The organism is Dehalococcoides sp. (assembly GCF_041654235.1).
Taxonomy (GTDB): Bacteria; Chloroflexota; Dehalococcoidia; order Dehalococcoidales; family Dehalococcoidaceae; genus Dehalococcoides; species Dehalococcoides mccartyi_B.
In genome coordinates this window covers 1-21,373 of record NZ_JBAZDW010000022.1, presented here as the reverse complement: position 1 = coordinate 21,373, position 21,373 = coordinate 1, and the positions used below count along the sequence as shown (strand labels likewise).

Here is a 21,373-nt window from a genome sequence, read left to right as displayed (position 1 = left end):
GAACCTTAAGCCAAGCCACAAATATGCTAACGGCTAAAATATCAGACAGGCTAAAAACCAAACATGAGTGAAATATCTGATGGGATTATAGCTTTGTGGGGAGAGAGCGGCTTTAAAGCCGTCATACTGTTTCCTGCCTGCATTCGGCGGAACTGGAAGAAACCTGTTTAATTCTTCAGAACTTGCCAATCAGCCGGATACCGACAAAGGTATACCAAAAGCTAAGCTATGTCTCTATGGATAACTCCTGCCATATTTTAACCCATAACCCTGAGCGGCTTTTAAACCCCAAACCATACTCCCTTAAGCCGCTCAGGGCAGACACTCGCCATAGCCCCGCAGAACCACCTCAGTGCCACTTATCCACCCCAAAAACGATAAACGGGGTATTTACACAGGCAAGCATTTGGAGTAATACTATTATGCAGGGTAATATACGAACAGAGAGGTTTTTATCAACCCTGAACGCAATGGTCAGGTATCGGCCAAAACTACAGGACTTGCCAAACGGCAGACCTGAGATGGATACAACCAGCCGCATACCATATATGTGTGCCAAACCTTAATACAGCAACAAATGGGATTGGGGTTATCCAATAAACTCAATCCGTATGAATTATTTCCTCTGGCATACAACCACCCGGTAGCCGACAGATTAAGAGGTAACCGAATTGTGAAAGATAAGCTGGAGAAAAAGACCCTGCACCCGAAAAAATTGACGGGCGGCAATCCTTTACCAAATATTCAGATCAAATCTGATACTCAAGGCATGCCTGCTCCAAACTTGGCAAATCTGTCCAAGGGTGAACAGCACAGGGAACAAGCTGACATCTTCTTTGAGATGGATCAGGATTTAAATTATATATACTGGGACAAAGCCTCCGAAGAACTCACCGGCATATCTGCCAAAGATGCCATAGGCAAATCTATTTATACCCTTTTCCCAAAAACCAAGGGCTCAGATACTGAAAAAGCTTATCTGAAAGCCCTAAAAACCAAGCTTCCCCAGCATTTTCCTTCAAAGTACCAGATTGGAAAACAGCAACACTATTTTGAGATTAGTGCGTACCCGACTGCAAGTGGCCTATCTGTTTTTGCCAAAGATATTACCGAGTCCAAAGAAACCCATGAAACACTCCGCCAGTCCAATATTTTGTACTCCACGCTGGTGGAAAAAAGCAATGACGGAATTATCATAATTCAGGATGAGCTGCTAGTTTATGCCAATCCAAAAATGACTGAATTGTCCGGGTTTTACCTGGAAGAAATCACGGGAAAACCCATGGTTGACTTCGTTTCCCCTAAATACCGGGGGCTGGTACTGGATCGGTACCAGAGGCGGCTGGCCGGAGAAAAAATACCTAACCAATATGAGATAGAAATTGTTGCCAAAGACAAGCGCAAGATACCGGTTGAAATAAATGCCAGCCATATTGAGTATAAAAACAAACCTGCCAATATGGCCATAATTCATGATATGACTAATTACAAACTGGCCCAACTAAAACTTGCCGAAAGTGAAGAACGCTACAGGGGAGCACTGGACAACATGCTGGAGGGCTGCCAGATTATTGGATATGACTGGCGTTATAAGTATCTGAATAAAGCGGCGGTTCAGCAAAGCCGTCTGACCAAAGAATCACTCTTCAGCCATACTATGATGGAATTATACCCCGGGATTGAAAACACCGAGTTATTTACCAATCTCCGTCTCTGCATGGAGAAAAGGATTACCGTCAAAATGGAAAACCAGTTTATTTTCCCTGACCTCACTGAAGGCTGGTTTGAATTAAGTATTGAACCGGTACCGGAGGGTATTTTTATACTCTCACTGGATATTACCCAGCGCAAAAAAACTGAAAACCAGTTGCGAATCAGCGAAGAGCGTTTTCACCTGGTATTTGACCAGGTACCCATTGGGATAGCTATAGCCAATTTGGATTTTAAGTTTATACAAGTTAATAAAACCATGTGCAAGATGATGGGATACTCCGAAAAGGAATTTGCCTCCATTACATTTAAAGATTTGACCCCTGCCGAATTTCTGGCATACGATATGTATCAGTTAAAACTCCTGAACAAAGGCGCCATAGACCATTTCGAACGGGACAAGCAATACCGTCATAAAGACGGCAGTGTTTTCTGGGGACATTTATTTGTAGGCACGATAAAGGATGATGAAGGTAAAATTCTATATTACACCCCATGTATTATAGATATTACCAAACGCAAACAAGCCGAAGAATCTCTGCAAAAATACAAACTGATTGCCGATGACAGCCGGGATATCATCCTGTTTCTAGATAAAAACAGCGGGAAAATACTTGAGGCCAATGTTGCCGCTACCAAAGCTTACGGGTACAGCCGCAAGCAATTGTTAAACAAGACTATATATGACATACGCCCGCTTAATACACAAACATCTATTCCCCAACAAATAGCCCTAGCTGATTCAGACGGAATACTATTTGAATCGTATCACCGCCATAAAGACGGCAGTATCTTCCCTGTGGAGGTAAGTTCCCGGGGCGCCACTGTCAACAATACCCGCTTGATAGTAAGCGTGATAAGGGATATAACCGAACGCAGAAAATCTGAAGAGGCTTTTAAAGCTATATATAAACACCAGGAGACTATACTGGCTACTGTCCCGGATATTATAGCCGAAGTGGATGAAAACCGGGTCTACACATGGATAAACGAATCCGGCAGAGAGTTTTTTGGGGATGATGTCATCGGCAAAGAGGCATCGTACTATTTTGAAGGGGAGCAGGATACTTACCACAAGATTGCACCAGTTTTTAACGGAGATGAAAACACACTTTATATCGAAAGCTGGCAACGCCGCAAGGATGGCGAAAAACGTCTGCTGGGCTGGTGGTCACATGCGCTAAAGGATATCACCGGTAAAACGGTAGGGGCATTATCCGTTGCCAGTGATATAACCGACCGCAAACTTATGGAAGAGAATCTGGTCCATTCGGCTAAAGAGTGGAGCATTACTTTTGACTCTATAAACGATATGATTTGCATTGTGGACGCCGGTTACGTAATTCAGCGGGTCAATAACGCATTCGCCAACTCCTTGAATCTGTCTCCGGTGGAAATTATAGGCAGGCATTGTTATGAACTTGTCCATGCAACCAGCAAACCCTATTCCATATGCCCGCATAAACTTACCCTTGAAACGGGGCTAACCCAGACAAGTGAATACTTTGAAGAAAACCTTGGTATATGGGTTGAAGCAACCACCTCACCCATTTTTGATGCGTCTCACCGGGTGACAGGGTCGGTCCATATTATCAAAGACATCAGTTCCAGAAAAAAATCTGAAGAGGCTTTGAAGGCAGAGCGTGAGACCTACCTGTCCCTGTTTAACAGTGTTTCAGATGCTATTTTTGTCCACCGCCCGAAACCGGATAAAACACCTGGCAAACTTCTGGAAGTAAATGATGCATGTGTGGCAATACTGGAATACAGCCGGGACGAGCTGCGAAATATGAAGGTAACAGATTTTGTTAAAGGCATGGCAGGTGATGCTACGTTATTCTCCTCTGTTATTGAAAAAATTGTGGAAAATCAGGAAGCCACCTTTGAAAGGATATTTGTGACCAAAACCGGACGGGAAATACCGGTGGAACTAAGAGCCAGAATATTCATTTTTGAGGGACAGCCCACTATCCTTACCATGGCCAGAGATATCAGCGAGCTTAAGAAGGCCGAAGCTGAACGGCAAAAACTTCGCGAACAGGCAGATGTAGCTAACCGTCTGGCCGCAGTAGGGGAAATGGCGGCCGGCATTGCCCATGAGATAAACAACCCGTTAACCGGTGTTATCGGGTTTGCAGAGCTGCTTGCCAACAGACCTGATTTGCCTGCTGATATACAGGACTCTATAAAGATAATAAACAACGGAAGCCTCAGGGTAGTTGAGATTGTAAAAAGGCTGCTGACCTTTGCCCGCCAGACAAGACCGATTGTCAGCAAGGTCAATATTACAGATGTGATAGATAACTCCCTGGCACTGCGAAGTTATGTACTGGAAACTGCCGGAATTTCCATAATCCGGGATTATGCTCCAAATCTACCCTGGATAGATATTGATCCTGCCCAAATACAGCAGGTTTTTCTGAACCTGATATTAAACGCCGAACAATCCATGAAAAAAATCCATGAAAAAGGTACTCTGACGGTAAAAACTAAAAAAGCCGGCAAGTACCTACGCATTTCATTTAAAGATGACGGGGCAGGTATACCGCCGGATGTAATGGATAAAATATTCCAGCCGTTTTTCACCACCAAAGACCCCGGGCAGGGAACGGGCTTGGGTTTAAGCCTGTCACAAGGCATCATTTTGGAGCACTGCGGCAAAATATGGGCGGAAGATAACCCTGATGGAGGCGCTACCTTTATGATAGAACTGCCCATAACCACCACTTGTGAAATCCCCGCCCAAGTCTACGGAGAAATAGATAAGGCCTATCTGAAATCAAACAGAATAGCTTCAGCCCTGGTGATAGATGATGAACCGGCAGTCAGATCCTTGTTAAAAATCATTTTACGCCAAGATGGCCACAAGGTAGATGAATGTGAAAACCCGGAAAAAGCTCTGGAAAAACTCAAAGAGAATACCTATGATATTATCTTTCTGGATATCCGCATGCCCGGCATGAGCGGAACCGAACTTTACAAAAATATTATCAGCAACTGGCCAAAACTGACCGGCCATATTATATTTATCACCGGTGATACATCTGATGCCAAAGTCAGAGATTATCTTGATAACCACGATATCCCTTATGTTACCAAACCCTTTGATATGTCCCTGCTTAAAATAGCTATAAACAAGATATTAAATAAAATGGATGCGGATAACTGATGGATTTAAAACAGGACACTTTACTGATAGTAGATGACGAAGAACTGATACGTCAATTACTCCGTGTAAAGTTTTCAGGCGAAAACTACCAGTGTCTGACAGCCGGTAATGGGATTGAGGCCATTGAACTAATCAAAGGGATACAGATTGCAGTGGTTCTGCTGGATATCAACATGCCCGGCAAAACAGGTATTGAAACCCTGCAGGATATAAAAACCCTCAAACCGGATACCGAAGTTATTATGGCTACAGCCATAAACGATATTGAAATTGCCTTGAAATGTCTCCGTCTGGGTGCATACGATTATGTCATTAAACCCTTTAATTTAGAAGAACTGATACACATCACCAAACGGGCACAGGAACATAGACGTCTCATACTGGAAAACAGGAGCTACCAGCTTGAGCTGGAAAAGAAAGTATCCGAACGGACTGAAGAACTCAGGCAGGCTTTGGATAAATTAAAAGCGGCCTCGCTGGATACTATCTTTCGTTTGTCACGGGCCGCCGAATACAAAGACGAGGATACCGGTATGCATATACGGCGAATAGGCCGTTATGCCGCCCAGATAGCCGAAACCATGGGTTTACCCGCCGAACAAATAGAATCTTTCCTGTATGCCGCCCCCATGCATGATATAGGCAAGATTGGTATTCCTGACCATATACTCCTGAAACCCGGAACACTCACCCCCCAGGAATGGGAAATAATGAAGCAACATACTATTATCGGAGCCAACATCTTGGAGGGAGCCGCCTCAGAAATAATTAAACAAGGGGCGGTGATTGCCCTTAACCATCATGAAAAATGGGATGGAAGTGGTTACCCGAACGGATTAAAAGGCGAAAATATACCTTTGGCCGGGCGCATCACTGCCATTGTAGATGTTTTTGACGCCTTAACCTCCAAACGTCCTTATCGGTTACAATCATTTTCCGTGCCGGAAGCTTTGAAAATGATAGAAGAAAATGTGGGCAAACAGTTTGACCCTGAAATATACCGTGCTTTGCAAGGCAGTTTGAAAAATATTCTGGCTATCAAAGAGCACCACTGACTTCGTCTGCCCGCATACCACAGGGGGCTCTGCCCGTATCCTGATACAAGCCCACAGCGATATAAACATTACTTACTCGTAATGCTTACAGGCGTCTACAGAGGACATGACAGCTACCTGAGCAAAAAGGGTATTACCACTGCCACCAGCCCGGTAAACAGGACTGCCAGCATGAAGAGATTGTACCTGAGGGCATAATCACTGAGCATAGACGGGTCATAGTAATCTGCCACACCCTGATCTTTATACATTCTGAGCAAACCGTTAATTAATTTAGCTCTCATCTGGCGTCCGCGGATAAGTCCTACTTCAACTACAAAATTTACAACCACTATCAGTGCCACAAAAGTAAACATAACCACTGTCCGGGTATTTTCACCGGAAGAGGATGCTATGCCGGAGTTTATACCCAGAGTTATCAGATTAAGGAAAATAGCGGTCAGGACAAATATTGTATCTGTGCGGGCATTGGAAGCCAGCTCAGCAATCAAATGTTCATGCACACGTTCAATCATCTCATCACCTCAAAACCCTTAATTACGGTTAAAGTGGCGGTACAGGAAAATAAACCCGCCAATCATTACCGCTCCCAGACCCAACCCCACCCATTGCCACAATCCGGGAATGTCTCCGACCACCAGAACAGTATTGCTGAAAGTACGTATCTGCTGGTATTCGGCTATGAAAACCAGATTGTACTCTCCGCGGGACTCATCTGAAGGAGCAAGCACCACCGCCTCAATCGACTTACGCTGGCCGACACCCAGATAGTCAATGGATGCAGGGCTATATTCCACTACCCAGTTTGCAGGTACATCCGCCGACAGGGTTATATCAAATATTTCCTGAGTACCGGCATTTTCAAGTTCCAGATAAAGTTTCAAAGGTTCACCAGGTATTATGTCCATATAATAGTAACCGGAAAGTAGGTACAGAGAAAGGATGGGCTTTTCTGTCTGAGCAATTACTGTAGAAGCTGAAAACAGCCCGCCCAGCAAAGTGCCAAACAGCAGAGCGGTACAAACCAGACCGGTCAGAACCTTGTATATTTTGAAATTCTTTATAAATTTCTTCATCTCAGGTTAATAATAGACGATAAGCCGAGCCGGTGCAATTGGGGCAATAACTGATTTTTATGAAGTATGATACTTAATTCCCGATAGCCAATAAAAAGCGGGGGATTACAACCCCCGCTAAGATTTGTGCTAAAGCAACCATGCCGTTATTCTGTTTTACTGCCAACATAATTAAACGCTATTAAAGCCACAGATACTACAGCCATACCCAAGCCGAAATAAAATGTACCCTGCGGGTCCTGCCATTCCACCAAATGCTTTAAAAATATAATGCCCATAACCATAATCACCAAACTGCTCAGCTTCACTTTCAGGTCATGGAGATTTCTTATAATAAGCCACTCGGGAAGTGAAAGCTTCCCAATGAATAATTCGTAAATACCCAGTGCGAAAATCAAAAGCACAGTAGCTATAAGGAATATATCCATAAGCTCTATGAAAGGAATCAAATCAACACTTTCCTCTGCAAAATTGGAGAGAAAACCGCCCAAAATCTTGACTGCTTTCATAATGCCCAAAGAAAAAACCATAAGCGAGGCCAGCAGCATTGAGAAAACTGCCGTCAGCGTAAAATATTTACTTTTCTCTAACAATCGTTTCATCTTCTCCCTGCAAATCTACTTATTACACTCTTTATTTTCCAAAGGGAAAACGGGTAATACCAGCCTACCGCAGCTTTCATTCAAGATTTCTGCCGCCGCAAGGTATACTGCAGAAAGACCGCAAACTATGCCTTCCCAGCCGCCAATACGGATAAATATCTTGCCTGCGTCTCCGGGTACCCAGTGACCTATAGCTAACAGGGAAAATAGAACCGTTAAACTTATAAAAACGAATGCCATTACTCTGTTTTTCTTTAGGGTAGGAAATACCATAAAGAACGTAAACAGCCCCCAAAGAAACAAATACCAACCCAGAAAGGCAGGCGGCGCAGCCCATACTTCAGGCAGACCCATTTGGGGAGCTATAAGGATAAATACCAGAGTCAGCCAAAACATACCATATGAAATAAAAGCAGTCATGCCGAAAGTATTGCCTTTGCGATATTCCAGTATGCCGGCTATCACCTGAGCTAATCCTCCATAAAAGATCCCCATAGCCAGAATGGCAACATTCAGAGGGAAAAAACCGGCATTGTGGATATTTAGAAGGATTGTTGTCATGCCGAAACCTAATAAACCTAAAGGGGCGGGGTTTGATAATTTTGACTCCACGTGACTCCTTTATATGCCGGATTAAAAGGATTTGATTATACGGATATGCCGGCGTTATTTCAAACCCGGCTTGATTACACATAAATAATATTTAAATTTGTATCCCTTGGCAGGCGGATTCTGCTATTACCCGAAACCAAAGTACCGCTTTTATTTCAATATTGCCTAAAACCCTTCAATTGACTCTCCTGAATATACTGCCCTTGCACCTTATATAGGAAGAAAGTTTTATGGTACAAAAGGGGTAAATTCTTGCTACAAATCTACTCAAGGAATACAATGAAGGGTATTAAAATTAGTCATATACTATGACACTGTTACTAACAACATATAATTTCTCTTGTAGCCTCAAATATCAAGGCAGGTAAAGATATATTCAGATCTGATAACCACGGAGAAGCCCGGTGAGCGAATCTTATCTGTTTTTTTACTATCTGGCCATGACAATTTCGTTACTGGCTTGTCTGACAGTAGTAGTATTAAGCTGGAAAAACCGTGAAGCACCAGTAGCCCGGTCTATGCTGGCACTTGGTGTGGCAACATTTATCTGGGGATTCGGCTTTATGTTTGAAGCCGCCAGTAGCAGCCTGAGTCAGCAACTGCTGTTTAACAATATCGGTTATTTGGGATCAATGAGTGTTCCGGTAATCTGGCTGATTTTTGCTATTCAATATACCAACACCGGCAAATCGTTTGAAAACTGGAAAAAGGCACTCCTTTTCATCTTTCCGCTCTTCATAGTGATAATGGTCTGGAGTAATGACGCCCACCATCTTATGTGGTCAAACGAACACCAGACTACTTCCGGGCCTTTTCTGATAGTTGCCAAAACCTACGGGGTGCTTTTCTGGGTAGCAGTGGCACACAACTATACCCTGATTACCGGCGTAACCATTATTTTAATACGCCAGTTATTCACCGGAATACGCATATACCGCAAACAGGCCTTTATACTGTTATTTGCAGTTAGCCTGCCTTTGGTCTGGAACGTTATATATATTTTTGATTTGCTGTCACTACCGCGCAAAGACCTTACCCCCATGATGTTTGCTATTTCCGGCATAGCCATAACCCTGGGATTGATGCGCTTCAAGCTGTTTAAAACAATCCCTTTTGCCTATCCCCTTATTCTCCAGCAAATGAATGACGGTATTTTGGTTTTTGATAAATCTAACCGCCTGCTGGAAACCAACCCGGCGGCCTGCAGAATGACCAGTTTGGACAACACTATGGTCGGACAGGAACTAAGAGATTTGTGCGAACTCTCACCCCTTCTAGAGTGTTTGTCCATCACAGATTTTGGTCACCTTGACATGGAATCTGCGACCAGAGTAAAAGGAAAGTCCTACCAACTGGACAAGCAACCCCTATTTAACAAACAAAAACAACTGGTAGGCTGGCTGGCTACTATCCGCGATATAAGCCAACGCAAACAAACTGACCAGGAACTTAAGGAACGCAAGGAACAGTACTTTACACTGGTGGAGCATGGCAATGACGGTATTATCATTGTCCAGCACGGGCTGGTAGTCTATGCCAACTCTAAAATGAAAGAGTTGTCCGGTTACCTTATGGAAGATATTCTGGAAAAACCCTTCGTCCAATTTATATCACCCGAACAAAGAGAGCTGATTGAGAAGCATTATCAGAAGCGGATTGAAGGACAGAAATCATCAGGCAGGTACGAGGCTTGCTTGATTAACAAGAATGGCCAAGAGGTATATGTTGAAATAAGCGCCAGTCTGATTGAATATGACGGACAGATCGCAGATATGGCTATTATCCGTGATTTGACTGCCCACAAACAAGCCGAGCTTGAAAACCAGAGACTGCGGGATAAGGCAGAAATGGCCAGCCGTCTGGCCGCGATAGGCGAGATGGCCGCCGGAATAGCCCATGAAATAAATAACCCGCTAACCGGGGTTATAGGTTTCTCCGAGCTTCTTGCAGCCCGTGAAGACCTGCCCGAAGATATCATGGCGGATCTTCAGGTAATCAACCACGGTTCTCAGCGGGTAGTGGAGATCGTAAGACGGTTACTCACCTTTGCCAGACAAAATAAACCCGTAAAGACACGGCTGAATGTTCATGAGCTTATTGATAATACTTTGGAATTCCGAAGCTATGTATTTAAAACCGCCAATATAGAGGTTATCCGTAAGTATGACCAGAATCTGCCTTGGATTACCGCTGATCCGGGACAATTGCAACAGGTATTTCTTAACCTGGTCATCAATGCCGAACAAGCCATGAGAAAGGCACATGACGGAGGGAAACTAACCATAACTACTACCCGGGAGGATAGCTTTTTCAGCATCTGCATTGCAGATGACGGTCCCGGTATGACACCGGAAGTTAAAGCTAAAATATTCCAGCCTTTTTTCACCACCAAAGGCCCCAAAGACGGGACCGGGCTGGGGTTAAGTTTGGCTATGGCTATTATCCTTGATCACCACGGCACTATTGGGGTTGAGAGTGAATACGGCCGGGGTACGGCTTTTACTATCAACCTGCCGATGGATTCTTCCGAAACAGAAGACTGGACTGTCCAGCAGGAAGGGCTAACGCCAAAAGCCGGTGATAACCATGCCGCCAGCATACTGGTAATAGATGACGAAGAGCATATATGCCAGCTGGTTACCCGGGTACTGGAGCAGATGCGGCATAAGGTTGAGAGTTTCAGTGACCCGATTAAGGCCCTTTCAAAATTGGAAACAACCAGCTTTGATCTGGTACTGCTGGATATCCGTATGCCGGGCATGAGCGGTTTGGAATTTTATTCGCAAATGATTTCCAAACGACCGGAACTGGCAGGCAAGGTTATCTTCATGACCGGAGATATGACCGTTTCGGATCTGGAAGCCCAGATGCAGCAGACTGACCTGATGCACATTTCCAAACCTTTTCATCCTGCAATTCTGGAACAATTTTTAAACAAGGCTTTAAAGCAACAAGCAGGCTAAAAGGCTTAATCTGATAACTATATAAGGTTCATCCAGACAATAATTCGTATTTCTTTAACAATATTTAGTATAATTGATATATATTCAAACTATAAAATCAAAAAAGGGGATTAATGTGCCGTCTAATAAAAAACATATAGCTACATTGCTTGCCATACTGGTTCTGCCCAGTCTGCTGTTTTCTTCTTGTGCCGCCATTGCGGAGATGAATTCAGACCCGCCCGATAATACAGATTCCACCACCCAGATTTCAGACCCTGCCGCACTGGCGGAATGGGTGGCAGACGGGATTATAACGGTGAGCGAATATACCAATAGCTCAGCCCTAAATGCCAACTTTACCCTGTTTTCCAGAACAGATGACCAGTATGTTTATATTGGCATCAAGGCCAAGGCTACCGGCTGGATTTCAATCGGTTTTCAACCCCTGCCTGCCAAAGGCCACACTTCGGCTGATTTTGCACTGGGCGGAGTGAGTAGCGGAGAAGCCTATATTTATGACCTGTGGGGCCTAAACAAAGAGGAGCATTCTCTGGATACCAAACTTGGCGGAACAAGCAGTATTCTGGAATACGGGGGCACCGAATCCGGCGGCTATACCATACTGGAGTTTAAAAGACTGCTAACCACCGGTGATACCTATGACCAGAACATTGTGCATGGATCCAATAATATCCTGTGGGCCTATAGTGACGAAGACGGCTTTGCCGCTATGCATATAGCTGAAGGAACAGGGAAAATAAATATACCCTGATAAAAATACCCGCAAACTGTTTTAGTTTAAGTATAGTTTAAAGGGCACCGGATAATCCGATGCCCTTTAGATTTGCCTGTTATAATCAAATTCATTCCCCCCTGCCGGAGAGAATAAGGGCAGAGGAAGATTTTGGGTTAAAGCTGTCTGCTAACCGCCCTGAGCCATGGCAATACCCAGCTGTCTGGCGCTCTCTTTTCCAGCTTCAATTTCATCTACTTTTACAGTCAGTCCGCCAGCTACCTGCTCAAGACCAAGATGACCGGCAATAGCTTTGATGCTATCTTCGGTGGGTTTGGTATCATTCATATGGCAGATAATAATGGCCAAGCGAATACCCTTTTTAATCTTGTCCCGTCCCATCCACAGCCGTTCAAACAGGCTTTTAGTTCCGCCTGCCATAGACTGGAAGGGTTGGGTAGTAGCCAGAATAACCCCGCCAATACCGGATAAATCGTCAGCACTGACAGCTGAAACTTCTTTAATTACAGTTTCAGCCCCGACTGAACGAGCACCTGCTGCCGCCGCTTCAGCTAAAGATTTGGTCTTGCCCCCGAAGCTTTGGTAAACCACTAGAATTTTTGACATTATATATTCCTCCTTTTATTTAATAAATCAGATGATTACGTGGCGGGCACATTTCAGGGCACACCTCCATGTCACAACCCAGACATTTGCTAACCAGACTTATTATCTCTTTTCTCTCACAGCTCTGGCGCTCAAGTTCGGCAATACGGCTGGCGGCATTTTCCGCTTCCAGCTTAAGCACTTTAAGGGTATGCTCAGCCTTGGCCTTACGGTCAGTTTCACCGCCTGCATCTAGTATATCCAGAATACGGTTCAGGCTCATTCCGGTATCTTTAAGGCGTCGTATAAGCTTAACCCGGTTGACATCTTTTTGGGAATACAGACTCATGCCGCTTGAGGTACGCAAAGACGGCACAATCAGTCCCTTCTGCTGGTAAAACCTGACTGTACGCAGACTGACACCGGACTGTTTGGCTATTTCACTTATCTGGTAGGCGACTTCATTATCCATTTCGTAATGATATTAACACCATGTGACGTTACTGTCAAGACTTACATATACGTAACTTTTAATATCCCGAACAAAATTGAGACACATACTGCCGTACGGACTGAAAATGCTATAATAGATGTTCATGATACACAGCTATTATTCCCGTATAAATGGAAACTCCCCTGACGAGAAGCCCAAAATTACCCGGGGCTTGTTGAAAAGGGTATGGAGTTATGCCCGCCCTTACCGGTGGCTGGTTCTCTGGATGCTCCTCCTCACTCTGGCTACCACCGGACTGGGGTTATTGACCCCTCTGATACTGCGTGACCTGATAGACACTACTCTGCCGAACAAGGATTTGACCCGTTTAAGCTGGCTGATTGCGGCACTGCTGACAATACCTCTGCTGACCAGTTTCTTGAACGTGGTGCTGAGGAGACATAACTCACATGTGGGCGAAGGGGTTATATCCGACCTCCGACTGGCCATGTTTTCGCACCTGCAGCGTATGTCACTCAGCTTTTTTACCCACACCAAAAGCGGTGAACTGATGAGCCGCCTTAATAACGATGTTATCGGCGCCCAGACTGCTATCAGTAATACTTTTGTATCTATCGTAACCAGCCTGATTCAGGCAGTAGTGGTATTTTCGGTAATGGTTACCTTGGAATGGCGGCTGGCACTGGTAAGTGTAGCTATACTGCCCCTTTTCTTCTGGGCTGCCCATCATCTGGGAAACAGGCTGCGGGATATTGCCCGAAACCAGCTTGACCTGAACGCTAGAATGAATGCCGTTGCCCAGGAACTGCTTAACATAAGCGGGGCTTTGCTGGTCAAACTGTTTGGCCGTTCCTCTGAAGAAGACCGCCGTTTCAAGCAGCGTTCCGAAGAAGTAAGAAACATAGGTATAAAACGGGCGGTTACAGGCTCACTGTTTTTCGCCAGCATAGGTCTTTTAAGTGCTATCGGCATAGCTCTGGTTTACGGGGTAGGGGGCTATTTTGTAATCCAGGAAACACTGACTATAGGTACTATCGTAGCTTTGGGTGTATACCTGACTACCCTGTACGGGGCCTTGCAGACCCTGACTAACGCCCCGGTGGATTTTGCCACCTCTATGGTTAGTTTTGAACGCGTTTTTGAGGTACTGGATGTACCGCTTGATATAAAAGAAAAAGAAAACGCCTGTATTCTGGGAAAGGTACGCGGCGTTTTGGAATTTAAGGACGTTCTTTTCCACTATGAGCGGGAAGAAAAAGGACTCCTCAGGGAAGTGCGGCGTTTCGGCCAGATGGAGGATGTAGTTTCGGTATTGTCCGGTGCAGGTGGTGCGCCCCGAAACGGCGGTGAAAAAGATGCCGCCGGTGCGGAACGCACAAACGGCGAAGTTCTGGAGCATATCTCTTTCAGAGCCGAACCCGGCCAGCTGGTGGCGCTGGTTGGCCCCAGCGGGGCAGGCAAAACAACCCTTACCTATCTTATCCCCCGTCTGTATGACCCCGTTGCCGGGCAAATACTGATAGACGGGCATGACCTTATGGATGTTACCCTTGACTCACTTGCCGCCCAGATAGGCATGGTCACTCAGGAGACCTACCTTTTCCATGATACTGTGCGTACCAATCTGCTCTACGGCAGACCTGATGCTACCCAGACAGAAGTGGAAACGGCGGCCAAAGCAGCCAATATCCACAAGTTTGTAAAGGGTCTGCCCCAAGGATATGAAACTATTGTGGGAGAGCGCGGTTACCGGCTGAGCGGGGGCGAAAAACAGCGTCTGGCACTGGCACGGGTTATCCTTAAAAACCCGCGTATACTGGTGCTGGACGAAGCCACCAGCTCACTGGACAGCCAGTCTGAATACCTTATTCAGGAAGCCCTGAAACATGTAATGGTGGGGCGTACCAGCATTGTCATTGCCCATCGCCTGAGTACCATTCTGGCGGCGGATATTATATTGGTGCTGGACCATGGACATATAGTGGAGAGGGGTACCCATAGCGAACTGCTGGCTCTGGGAGGACTATATGCAAATCTCTATGAAACCCAGTTTCGAGGCAAGATGAATAACCTTTCTTCTGCAGAATAACAACCAAAGATTTTTTTAGGACAGTAATTACTTTCCGTTACCCCAATTTTATTATAATAACGTTGATTTTGGTTATTTATCCTCCTGAAAAAGCCCTGAACCCAAATAATTTCCCCTTAATGTATAATAAAACCACCCTTAGGAGTGAGAGATTATGTTTTTACCTACAACCCCCCATGAGTTATTAAAACTGGGGTGGGATCAGCCGGATATCATACTGGTAACCGGTGACAGTTATATAGACAGCCCGTTTATCGGCTCAGCCCTTATCGGCAAAGTTCTAAGCCAGGCGGGTTACCGGGTGGGTATCATTGCCCAGCCGGATATACATACGGATAGTGATATATGCCGTCTGGGTGAACCCAAGCTTTTTTGGGGGATAACAGCAGGCAGTGTAGACTCTATGGTTGCCAACTATACCTCACTCAAAAAAAGAAGAAAAAGTGACGATTATACCCCCGGCGGAATAAATAACCGCCGTCCAGACCAAGCCAGCATTGTCTACACCAACCTGATAAAGCATTACTTTAAGAATACCCGCCCTATAGTGCTGGGCGGTATTGAAGCCAGCCTGAGGCGCATCTCCCATTTTGATTTCTGGACTGACCGTATCCGCCCTTCAATCCTGTTTGACGCCAAGGCGGATTACCTGCTCTACGGCATGGCGGAAAAAGCGGTGCTTGAGCTGGCTGCCGCACTGAAAAACGGGACTGAAGTACGGGATATACGGGGGCTTTGCTATATTGCCGGGGCAGAGGAAAGTGCTATAAAAAGGGCGGGTTATCTGGAGCTACCTCCTTTTGAGGCAGTTGAAAAAGACGCTCACACCCTGATTGATATGTTTCATGATTTTTACCGGAATAATGATTCCCTGACCGCCAAAGGGCTTTACCAGAAAAACGGCAACCGCTATCTTATCCAAAACCCGCCGTCCATGCCCCTTACCCAAAAAGAGATGGACGGTATTTACGGGCTGGATTTTGAACGCACCCAGCACCCGTATTACCAGAAGCAGGGGGCGGTAAAAGCTCTGGAGACTATCCGCTTTTCCATCCAGTCCCACCGGGGTTGTTACGGGGAGTGCAATTTTTGTGCTATTGCCATGCACGAGGGACGAACCGTCCAGTGGAGAAGCCCGGAATCTATTCTGGCTGAAGCCCAAAAACTGGCCCGGTATCCTGATTTCAAGGGATATATACAGGATATAGGCGGACCGACAGCCAATATGTACGGCTTTGAGTGTGAAAAAAAGCTGAAAGAGGGGGCGTGCCAGGACAAACGCTGTTTATACCCGCAAGTGTGCCCCTCTTTGAAAGTGAACCACCATAAACAGCTGGAAATGCTGAAAAAAGTCCGCTCGGTTGCGGGCGTCAAAAAGGTATTTGCCTCATCCGGTATCCGCTATGACCTGCTGCTTAGTGACAGACAGTATGGCGAACAGTACCTGAAAGAGCTGGTACAGCACTATATATCCGGCCAGATGAAGGTTGCACCGGAACACACCGAAACAGCCGTTTTGAACAGAATGGGAAAGCCGGGCATATCACTGCTTTTACGCTTTAAAGAGCTGTTTGACCGCATGAATAAAAAGTTCGGCAAGGAACAATTTTTGACTTACTACCTGATTGCCGCCCACCCCGGGTGCACCCGAAGCGATATGCAGAAGCTGAAACGGTTTACCCGTGATAATCTTAGAATCAACCCTGAGCAGGTACAGATTTTTCTGCCGGCACCGTCTACCTATTCCAGCCTGATGTACTGTACCGGTATAGACCCTTTTTCCAAAAAACCTGTCTTTGTTGAAAAAGACCCCCAAAATAAAGACCAGCAGAAAAACATTGCAGTTGCCAAACAGCCACCAAGCCCTGTTCCGTCAAGACGCCCCCGCCCAAGACGCACCCCTTAGTTACAATCTGCGTACTTGGCATCACTTCGGCGTGCCAAATCCACTCTTATTTCCACAGGTAAACACTTCAAACAAGCATACCGTCTGTATGAAGCAGTCAAAACACAGTCGGGGGTGCCGTTACTTTGCCGGCACCCCCGACTAACTTTATAAATCCCCGGATGGGAAAAAACTGTTACTTACCCCGGTAAACCATGCTGTATACAGCCGGTATGACAAACAGGGTCAGGAAGGTAGAGCTTATCATGCCGCCGATAACCACAATAGCCAGTTCGGCACTTAACATAGTACCGGAACTGACACTCAGTGCCATGGGAATCATGGCCAAAATAGTAGTCAGGGCCGTCATGACTATGGGGCGCAGGCGGATTTTGCCGCCCTCTATCAGGGCGTCTTTAACACTAAGACCATGCTTGCGCTGCTGCTCCACCATGGATACCAGCACTATGGCATTGGTAAGTACAATACCCACCAGCATCAGCATACCCATCAAGGCCGAAACTCCCAGTGTATAGCCGGTTACTACCAAAGCCAGCATAGAACCGATAAAGGCCAGAGGTATGCTTAGCATAATAAGCAGGGGATTGCGGATAGAACGCATCATGAGTATCACTATCAGGAAAACAATGGCAATGGCCACCAGAATGGCAATACCCATCTGGATAAATGTATCACCCATCTGTTCGGCGATACCGGCGGTCACCACCTTTACTCCCGGATGTGAAGGCAAGGCATCCACCTGTTCTTGAACCGCCGCATTTACCGCACCCACATTAGCCTCAGTTATCAAGCCGGTAATGGTGGCAGAAAGCATGGTATCTGTATGGCTGACATGTGAGGGCTCTGCCACTACGCCAACAAAAGCAATATCATTCAGGGTGACCGAAACCGGGAAACCTATTTTCAGGTTTTTAGCCTGTTCGGCATCACTCAGCCTGCCAGCTATACCCTTGAAGTAAACCGGATAACTGCCGCTTCCCAGCGTAATAGTTGTACCGGGCAATGCTCCGCCATTCATCAGGAGCACAAATTCCTGTTGCAACTGGGCTAACTGGGCAGGTGACAGCCCGGAAGTGGCCACCTTTGCCGGGTCTACCGCAATATTAAGTACCGGCACAACGGTTGTCAGGTCACTTTTGAGTTCTTCCAGACCGTCAACACCCTTAAGCATCTCCAACAGTTGGGCAGTAATACTGGCTATTTCTTCCCGGTTCTGCCCCTGTATGGAAAGGTTTATGGAAGAACTGGATATGCTTCCGCCCATACTGTCACCCGAACCGGAGCTGACCTGAATAACCCCATCGGTAGTAATGCCCTGGCTGGCCAGAGTGATATTTGAGAGTTCCGTTTGCAAGTCAGCATCTGAGTTCAGGTAAACAATAATACTGGCTGTATTGGCGCCACCGCCGCCCTGAGAGGCACTCATTATGCCAGCCATGGAGGTAGCGGAGGTACCGATGGTTGAACTGTAACTGCGGACTGACGGGTTTGCCCCAAGCAGCGCCTCCACCTTGGCGGTAAGTGCACTGGTAGCACTGACATCAGCCGTAGCCGGCAGTGAAATACTTATTGATATGGTTTCTTCGCCGAACGAACCGGACATGAATGAAGTACCAGCCATAGGCAGAAGACCGGCACTGCCTATCAGAAGCAATACCGCCGTGGCTACTACCGCCAGACGATGTCCCAGCGTCCATTTCAAGGCCTTGATATAAACTTTTTGATACCAGTTGTCCTTGGCTATAACTACTTTCTGTTTGGAGCTGACCAACCACTTGGAGAGTGCCGGAATAAGGGTAAGGGCAACTATGAGTGAGGCCAGCATGGCGAAGGTTACGGTAAGGGCAAAGGGGACAAACATTTCACCCACAATGCCGCCGACAAACATAAGGGGGGCAAAGATAGCTACGGTAGCCAGAGTAGCGGTGGTAATGGGAGTGGCCACTTCTTTGGCACCGCCGATAGCTGCCTCTTTGAAACTTTCCCCGGCACGCAAACGGCGGTAGATTACTTCTATTATGACTATACTGTCATCTATAAGCCGCCCGACCGCTATGGTCATGGCACTTAGGGTAAGTATATTCAGAGTAATACCGAATAAACTCATGCACAGGAAACCAAAGAATATGCTAAGGGGAATGGAGATGGCAGCTATCAAAGACGCCCTTACAGCCCAAAGGAAGAAGAAGACCACCAATACGGCTAAAATACCGCCTACAATCGCCTTTTCTTCAAGCTGGCTGATACTGGTACCAATGAAATCTGACTGGTCAAAAACAGTACTGATGGTAACGCCGTCACCCAGTGTTCCCTGCAATTCAGCTATTTTTTCATTTATGGCGTTGGCAGTTTCAACTGTATTGGCAGATTCGGTTTTTACTACAGATATACCTACGCTGGGCTTGCCGTTGGTGCGGGTAATGGCTGATGAGGGTGAAGGACTAAGACTAATGGTGGCAATATCTGACAGTTTAATGTCATCTCCACCCAGCGAAATCTGTTCAATATCACTCAGTGAAGAGTAATTGGTACCCAGTATGCCGGCAATTTGGGAAATGGTTATACCGTACTGGGTCATCTTGGCCGGGTCGGGGGAAATTACTAAATAATCTTTTTCTCCGCCCTCGGTATCCACCCTGAGTACCCCGTCAAGCTGAGACAACAGGGGTACAATTTGTCTGTCTGCAATTTGTTTTAGCTGGTCCGGCGGTAAATCTCCGGACAGGCTCAAGCTTACCATAGGCATAATATTCATATTGATAGGAATGATTTGAGGGTTCTTGGCATTAGCCCCCATCATGGCGGCAAAATTGGTAACCGCCTGCGGGAAGCTGATTTTACTGATGCCTTCATTAAGGCTTTCACCAACGGCATTCATATCTGTGCCGTACTCAAATTCGGCCATGATTACAGACATGCCTTCGGAAGAAGTGGAGGTGAGGTGTTTTAAACCCTTGTCTGCCCATTCGTCCCAGACAAACCTTTCAATAGGGGTGGTAACATCTCTGACCACTGCATCGGGAGTAGCCTGAGGGTAAACTGTAACCACAGTGGTATATGGCAAGCTGATATCAGGCATCAGCTCTACTTTAATGCCCATAAATGCCCACAAAGAAGCACCGGCAACTGCCAGCGCTAAAAGAATGGTAACAAGTCTGCTACGTAAGGCCCATTTGGTAATATGCCACATTAAGAAATACTCCTTTATGCTATTAGCTAAGTTCCTGCTGATGTGCCCTTATGGCTAAAATGAGTTCCTGAAGACCCTTCCTCAAAGACTCAAGCCCATCTAAACTCATATGCTCCAAAATATGCAACATATGCCCGGATTTGCTTTCTACCAAATCGGTAACCAGTTCACGACCCTTGTCGGTAACCTGAAGCATGGTTATCCGTCTATCTACAGTACCGGTTTTGCGGATAACCAGCCCTTGCTCAACCAAACGTTCTGCAATGCCGGTTACATCCCCGGGGGTAACCCCCAGCCCCTGCGCCAGAGCACTCAGATTAGTTTCACCCTTGCTCATAATAATAAACAGACTTTTCATTTGGGCAAGAGGAACATCCAGCTTGCACCATGAATTCATAGCGTAGGGCAGGACAGTCTGGCCTATCTGCCCCTCAATTTCAATTATACTTTTTATAATTTCTGCTTTATCCACATTCCCTAAACCTTTCTATCTTACCGAAGGCCGAATATGCCTTTGCATCGGATATTTTTCAAATTTTAACAGAATTTGTCCGGATAAATACTTTACATTATATATATAATTTATCCGGTATATAGTATATTGTCAAATCTGCAACTCCCCAATATTCAACCCGCGCATATGCTCTTACCTAAAATATGCCACCCTCTTAAAAATGAAAAACGGGGGATTTCTCCCCCGTTTAGGGTATAAACCTTAAACCTGAGCTACGCTTTTTTTATTCTCCGCACAGTCAGCTGCCAGCTGAGCGCCAGCAGGATAACTGCCGGTAATCCGAGTACCAGCAGGAACATGGTAGCGGCTTTAGATTCGGTCTCTCCCAGAGCATCTGTAAAGAACAGAACCGTAAAGAGCAGGAGAACCAGCCCGACAATACCCAAAACCCATTCGTACCAAGTCAGGGATACATGGCTGCTTCTAAGCCACATGACCAGACCAAGCAGCAAAGCTCCCAATACAAAACTTATTATTAACCACATATTATCCTCCTTTGTACTTTAGTAATCTTTGCCGACTGTAACATGCGCAGTGTCAAAGCCAAGTGTCGGCTGTGACATATCCCACCAGGCCTCTTTGTCTTCGTGTACACCATAGCCGAAGAATTTATCTGCCTGCCACAGGAAGCTGTTAAATACAGGAGTAGTTGACAGGGTTGCCCTGACAATCGTATGAATATTGGCAATATCAGTATTAAAGGTACAGGTAC

General features: G+C 45.9%; 15 protein-coding genes and 1 pseudogene. 6 read left to right on the top strand and 10 right to left on the bottom strand.

Going from position 1 to position 21,373, the window contains the following annotated elements; genetic code table 11:
* Positions 1 to 673 precede the first annotated feature (673 nt).
* Together WC259_RS04175 and WC259_RS04170 are read left to right on the top strand one after the other, a co-directional pair.
* Complete coding sequence (locus tag WC259_RS04175; protein WP_372643286.1) at positions 674 to 4,879, top strand: PAS domain S-box protein; 4,206 nt, start codon at positions 674 to 676, stop codon at positions 4,877 to 4,879.
* Positions 4,879 to 5,934, top strand: coding sequence for an HD domain-containing phosphohydrolase (locus WC259_RS04170; RefSeq protein ID WP_015408010.1), 1,056 nt, complete (start codon positions 4,879 to 4,881; stop codon positions 5,932 to 5,934). Before WC259_RS04175 ends, WC259_RS04170 begins: the two co-directional genes overlap by 1 nt.
* Before the next feature lie 113 nt (positions 5,935 to 6,047).
* Here WC259_RS04170 and WC259_RS04165 read toward each other — a convergent pair whose 3' ends face one another.
* The 4 genes from WC259_RS04165 to WC259_RS04150 all read right to left on the bottom strand — a co-directional run bounded on the left by WC259_RS04165 (position 6,048) and on the right by WC259_RS04150 (position 8,224).
* Positions 6,048 to 6,449 carry a hypothetical protein gene (locus WC259_RS04165; protein WP_059279971.1) on the bottom strand — a complete coding sequence of 134 codons (402 nt, stop codon included), beginning with the start codon at positions 6,447 to 6,449 and terminating at the stop codon, positions 6,048 to 6,050.
* Between the two features lie 18 nt (positions 6,450 to 6,467).
* A complete protein-coding gene (locus tag WC259_RS04160) occupies positions 6,468 to 7,010 on the bottom strand; it encodes an NEW3 domain-containing protein (protein WP_059279970.1) in 543 nt (180 codons plus the stop codon).
* A 146-nt stretch (positions 7,011 to 7,156) separates the two neighbouring features.
* Entirely contained in the window at positions 7,157 to 7,612 is a 456-nt protein-coding gene (locus WC259_RS04155; RefSeq protein WP_011309965.1) for a YqhA family protein, read from the bottom strand.
* A 15-nt stretch (positions 7,613 to 7,627) separates the two neighbouring features.
* Positions 7,628 to 8,224, bottom strand: coding sequence for a GPR1/FUN34/YaaH family transporter (locus WC259_RS04150; RefSeq protein WP_011309966.1), 597 nt, complete (start codon positions 8,222 to 8,224; stop codon positions 7,628 to 7,630).
* A gap of 404 nt (positions 8,225 to 8,628) precedes the next feature.
* On the opposite strand from WC259_RS04150, the gene WC259_RS04145 reads away from it, so the two are divergent.
* Both WC259_RS04145 and WC259_RS04140 read left to right on the top strand, forming a co-directional pair.
* A complete protein-coding gene (locus tag WC259_RS04145; RefSeq protein ID WP_372643281.1) occupies positions 8,629 to 11,187 on the top strand; it encodes a histidine kinase N-terminal 7TM domain-containing protein in 2,559 nt (852 codons plus the stop codon).
* Positions 11,188 to 11,302: 115 nt separating this feature from the next.
* Positions 11,303 to 11,941: a DOMON domain-containing protein gene (locus tag WC259_RS04140; RefSeq protein WP_041219057.1), complete on the top strand. Its 639-nt coding sequence runs from the start codon at positions 11,303 to 11,305 to the stop codon at positions 11,939 to 11,941.
* A gap of 150 nt (positions 11,942 to 12,091) precedes the next feature.
* Here WC259_RS04140 and WC259_RS04135 read toward each other — a convergent pair whose 3' ends face one another.
* Both WC259_RS04135 and WC259_RS04130 read right to left on the bottom strand, forming a co-directional pair.
* Positions 12,092 to 12,529, bottom strand: coding sequence for a flavodoxin (locus WC259_RS04135; RefSeq protein WP_078409776.1), 438 nt, complete (start codon positions 12,527 to 12,529; stop codon positions 12,092 to 12,094).
* A 19-nt stretch (positions 12,530 to 12,548) separates the two neighbouring features.
* Positions 12,549 to 12,980 carry a MerR family transcriptional regulator gene (locus WC259_RS04130; RefSeq protein WP_011309970.1) on the bottom strand — a complete coding sequence of 144 codons (432 nt, stop codon included), beginning with the start codon at positions 12,978 to 12,980 and terminating at the stop codon, positions 12,549 to 12,551.
* Positions 12,981 to 13,098: 118 nt separating this feature from the next.
* Here WC259_RS04130 and WC259_RS04125 point away from each other — a divergent pair, with 118 nt between their 5' ends.
* Both WC259_RS04125 and WC259_RS04120 read left to right on the top strand, forming a co-directional pair.
* Complete coding sequence (locus WC259_RS04125; RefSeq protein WP_058316845.1) at positions 13,099 to 15,051, top strand: ABC transporter ATP-binding protein; 1,953 nt, start codon at positions 13,099 to 13,101, stop codon at positions 15,049 to 15,051.
* A gap of 154 nt (positions 15,052 to 15,205) precedes the next feature.
* Positions 15,206 to 16,957, top strand: a complete 1,752-nt coding sequence (locus WC259_RS04120) for a YgiQ family radical SAM protein (RefSeq protein WP_058316844.1) — start codon at positions 15,206 to 15,208, stop codon at positions 16,955 to 16,957.
* 175 nt (positions 16,958 to 17,132) lie between these two features.
* On the opposite strand, the gene WC259_RS04115 is transcribed toward WC259_RS04120, so the two are convergent.
* The 4 genes and pseudogenes from WC259_RS04115 to WC259_RS04100 all read right to left on the bottom strand — a co-directional run.
* On the bottom strand, positions 17,133 to 20,147 hold the full coding sequence (locus tag WC259_RS04115; RefSeq protein ID WP_078987030.1) for an efflux RND transporter permease subunit: 3,015 nt from the start codon (positions 20,145 to 20,147) through the stop codon (positions 17,133 to 17,135).
* A gap of 22 nt (positions 20,148 to 20,169) precedes the next feature.
* Positions 20,170 to 20,619: a MarR family winged helix-turn-helix transcriptional regulator gene (locus WC259_RS04110; RefSeq protein WP_011309974.1), complete on the bottom strand. Its 450-nt coding sequence runs from the start codon at positions 20,617 to 20,619 to the stop codon at positions 20,170 to 20,172.
* 254 nt (positions 20,620 to 20,873) lie between these two features.
* Positions 20,874 to 21,146, bottom strand: coding sequence for a hypothetical protein (locus WC259_RS04105; RefSeq protein ID WP_011309975.1), 273 nt, complete (start codon positions 21,144 to 21,146; stop codon positions 20,874 to 20,876).
* 18 nt (positions 21,147 to 21,164) lie between these two features.
* Positions 21,165 to 21,373 (bottom strand): annotated as a pseudogene (locus WC259_RS04100) (reductive dehalogenase); the annotation flags it as partial.

What these genes read in the sequence shown, in the direction of transcription:
- WC259_RS04160 (WP_059279970.1), bottom strand. Translation starts at nt 7,010, where the DNA reads ATGAAGAAATTTATAAAGAATTTCAAAATATACAAGGTTCTGACCGGT.
- WC259_RS04125 (WP_058316845.1), top strand. Translation starts at nt 13,099, where the DNA reads ATGTTCATGATACACAGCTATTATTCCCGTATAAATGGAAACTCCCCT.
- WC259_RS04130 (WP_011309970.1), bottom strand. Translation starts at nt 12,980, where the DNA reads ATGGATAATGAAGTCGCCTACCAGATAAGTGAAATAGCCAAACAGTCC.
- WC259_RS04155 (WP_011309965.1), bottom strand. Translation starts at nt 7,612, where the DNA reads ATGAAACGATTGTTAGAGAAAAGTAAATATTTTACGCTGACGGCAGTT.
- WC259_RS04165 (WP_059279971.1), bottom strand. Translation starts at nt 6,449, where the DNA reads ATGATTGAACGTGTGCATGAACATTTGATTGCTGAGCTGGCTTCCAAT.
- WC259_RS04170 (WP_015408010.1), top strand. Translation starts at nt 4,879, where the DNA reads ATGGATTTAAAACAGGACACTTTACTGATAGTAGATGACGAAGAACTG.
- WC259_RS04135 (WP_078409776.1), bottom strand. Translation starts at nt 12,529, where the DNA reads ATGTCAAAAATTCTAGTGGTTTACCAAAGCTTCGGGGGCAAGACCAAA.
- WC259_RS04120 (WP_058316844.1), top strand. Translation starts at nt 15,206, where the DNA reads ATGTTTTTACCTACAACCCCCCATGAGTTATTAAAACTGGGGTGGGAT.
- WC259_RS04105 (WP_011309975.1), bottom strand. Translation starts at nt 21,146, where the DNA reads ATGTGGTTAATAATAAGTTTTGTATTGGGAGCTTTGCTGCTTGGTCTG.
- WC259_RS04115 (WP_078987030.1), bottom strand. Translation starts at nt 20,147, where the DNA reads ATGTGGCATATTACCAAATGGGCCTTACGTAGCAGACTTGTTACCATT.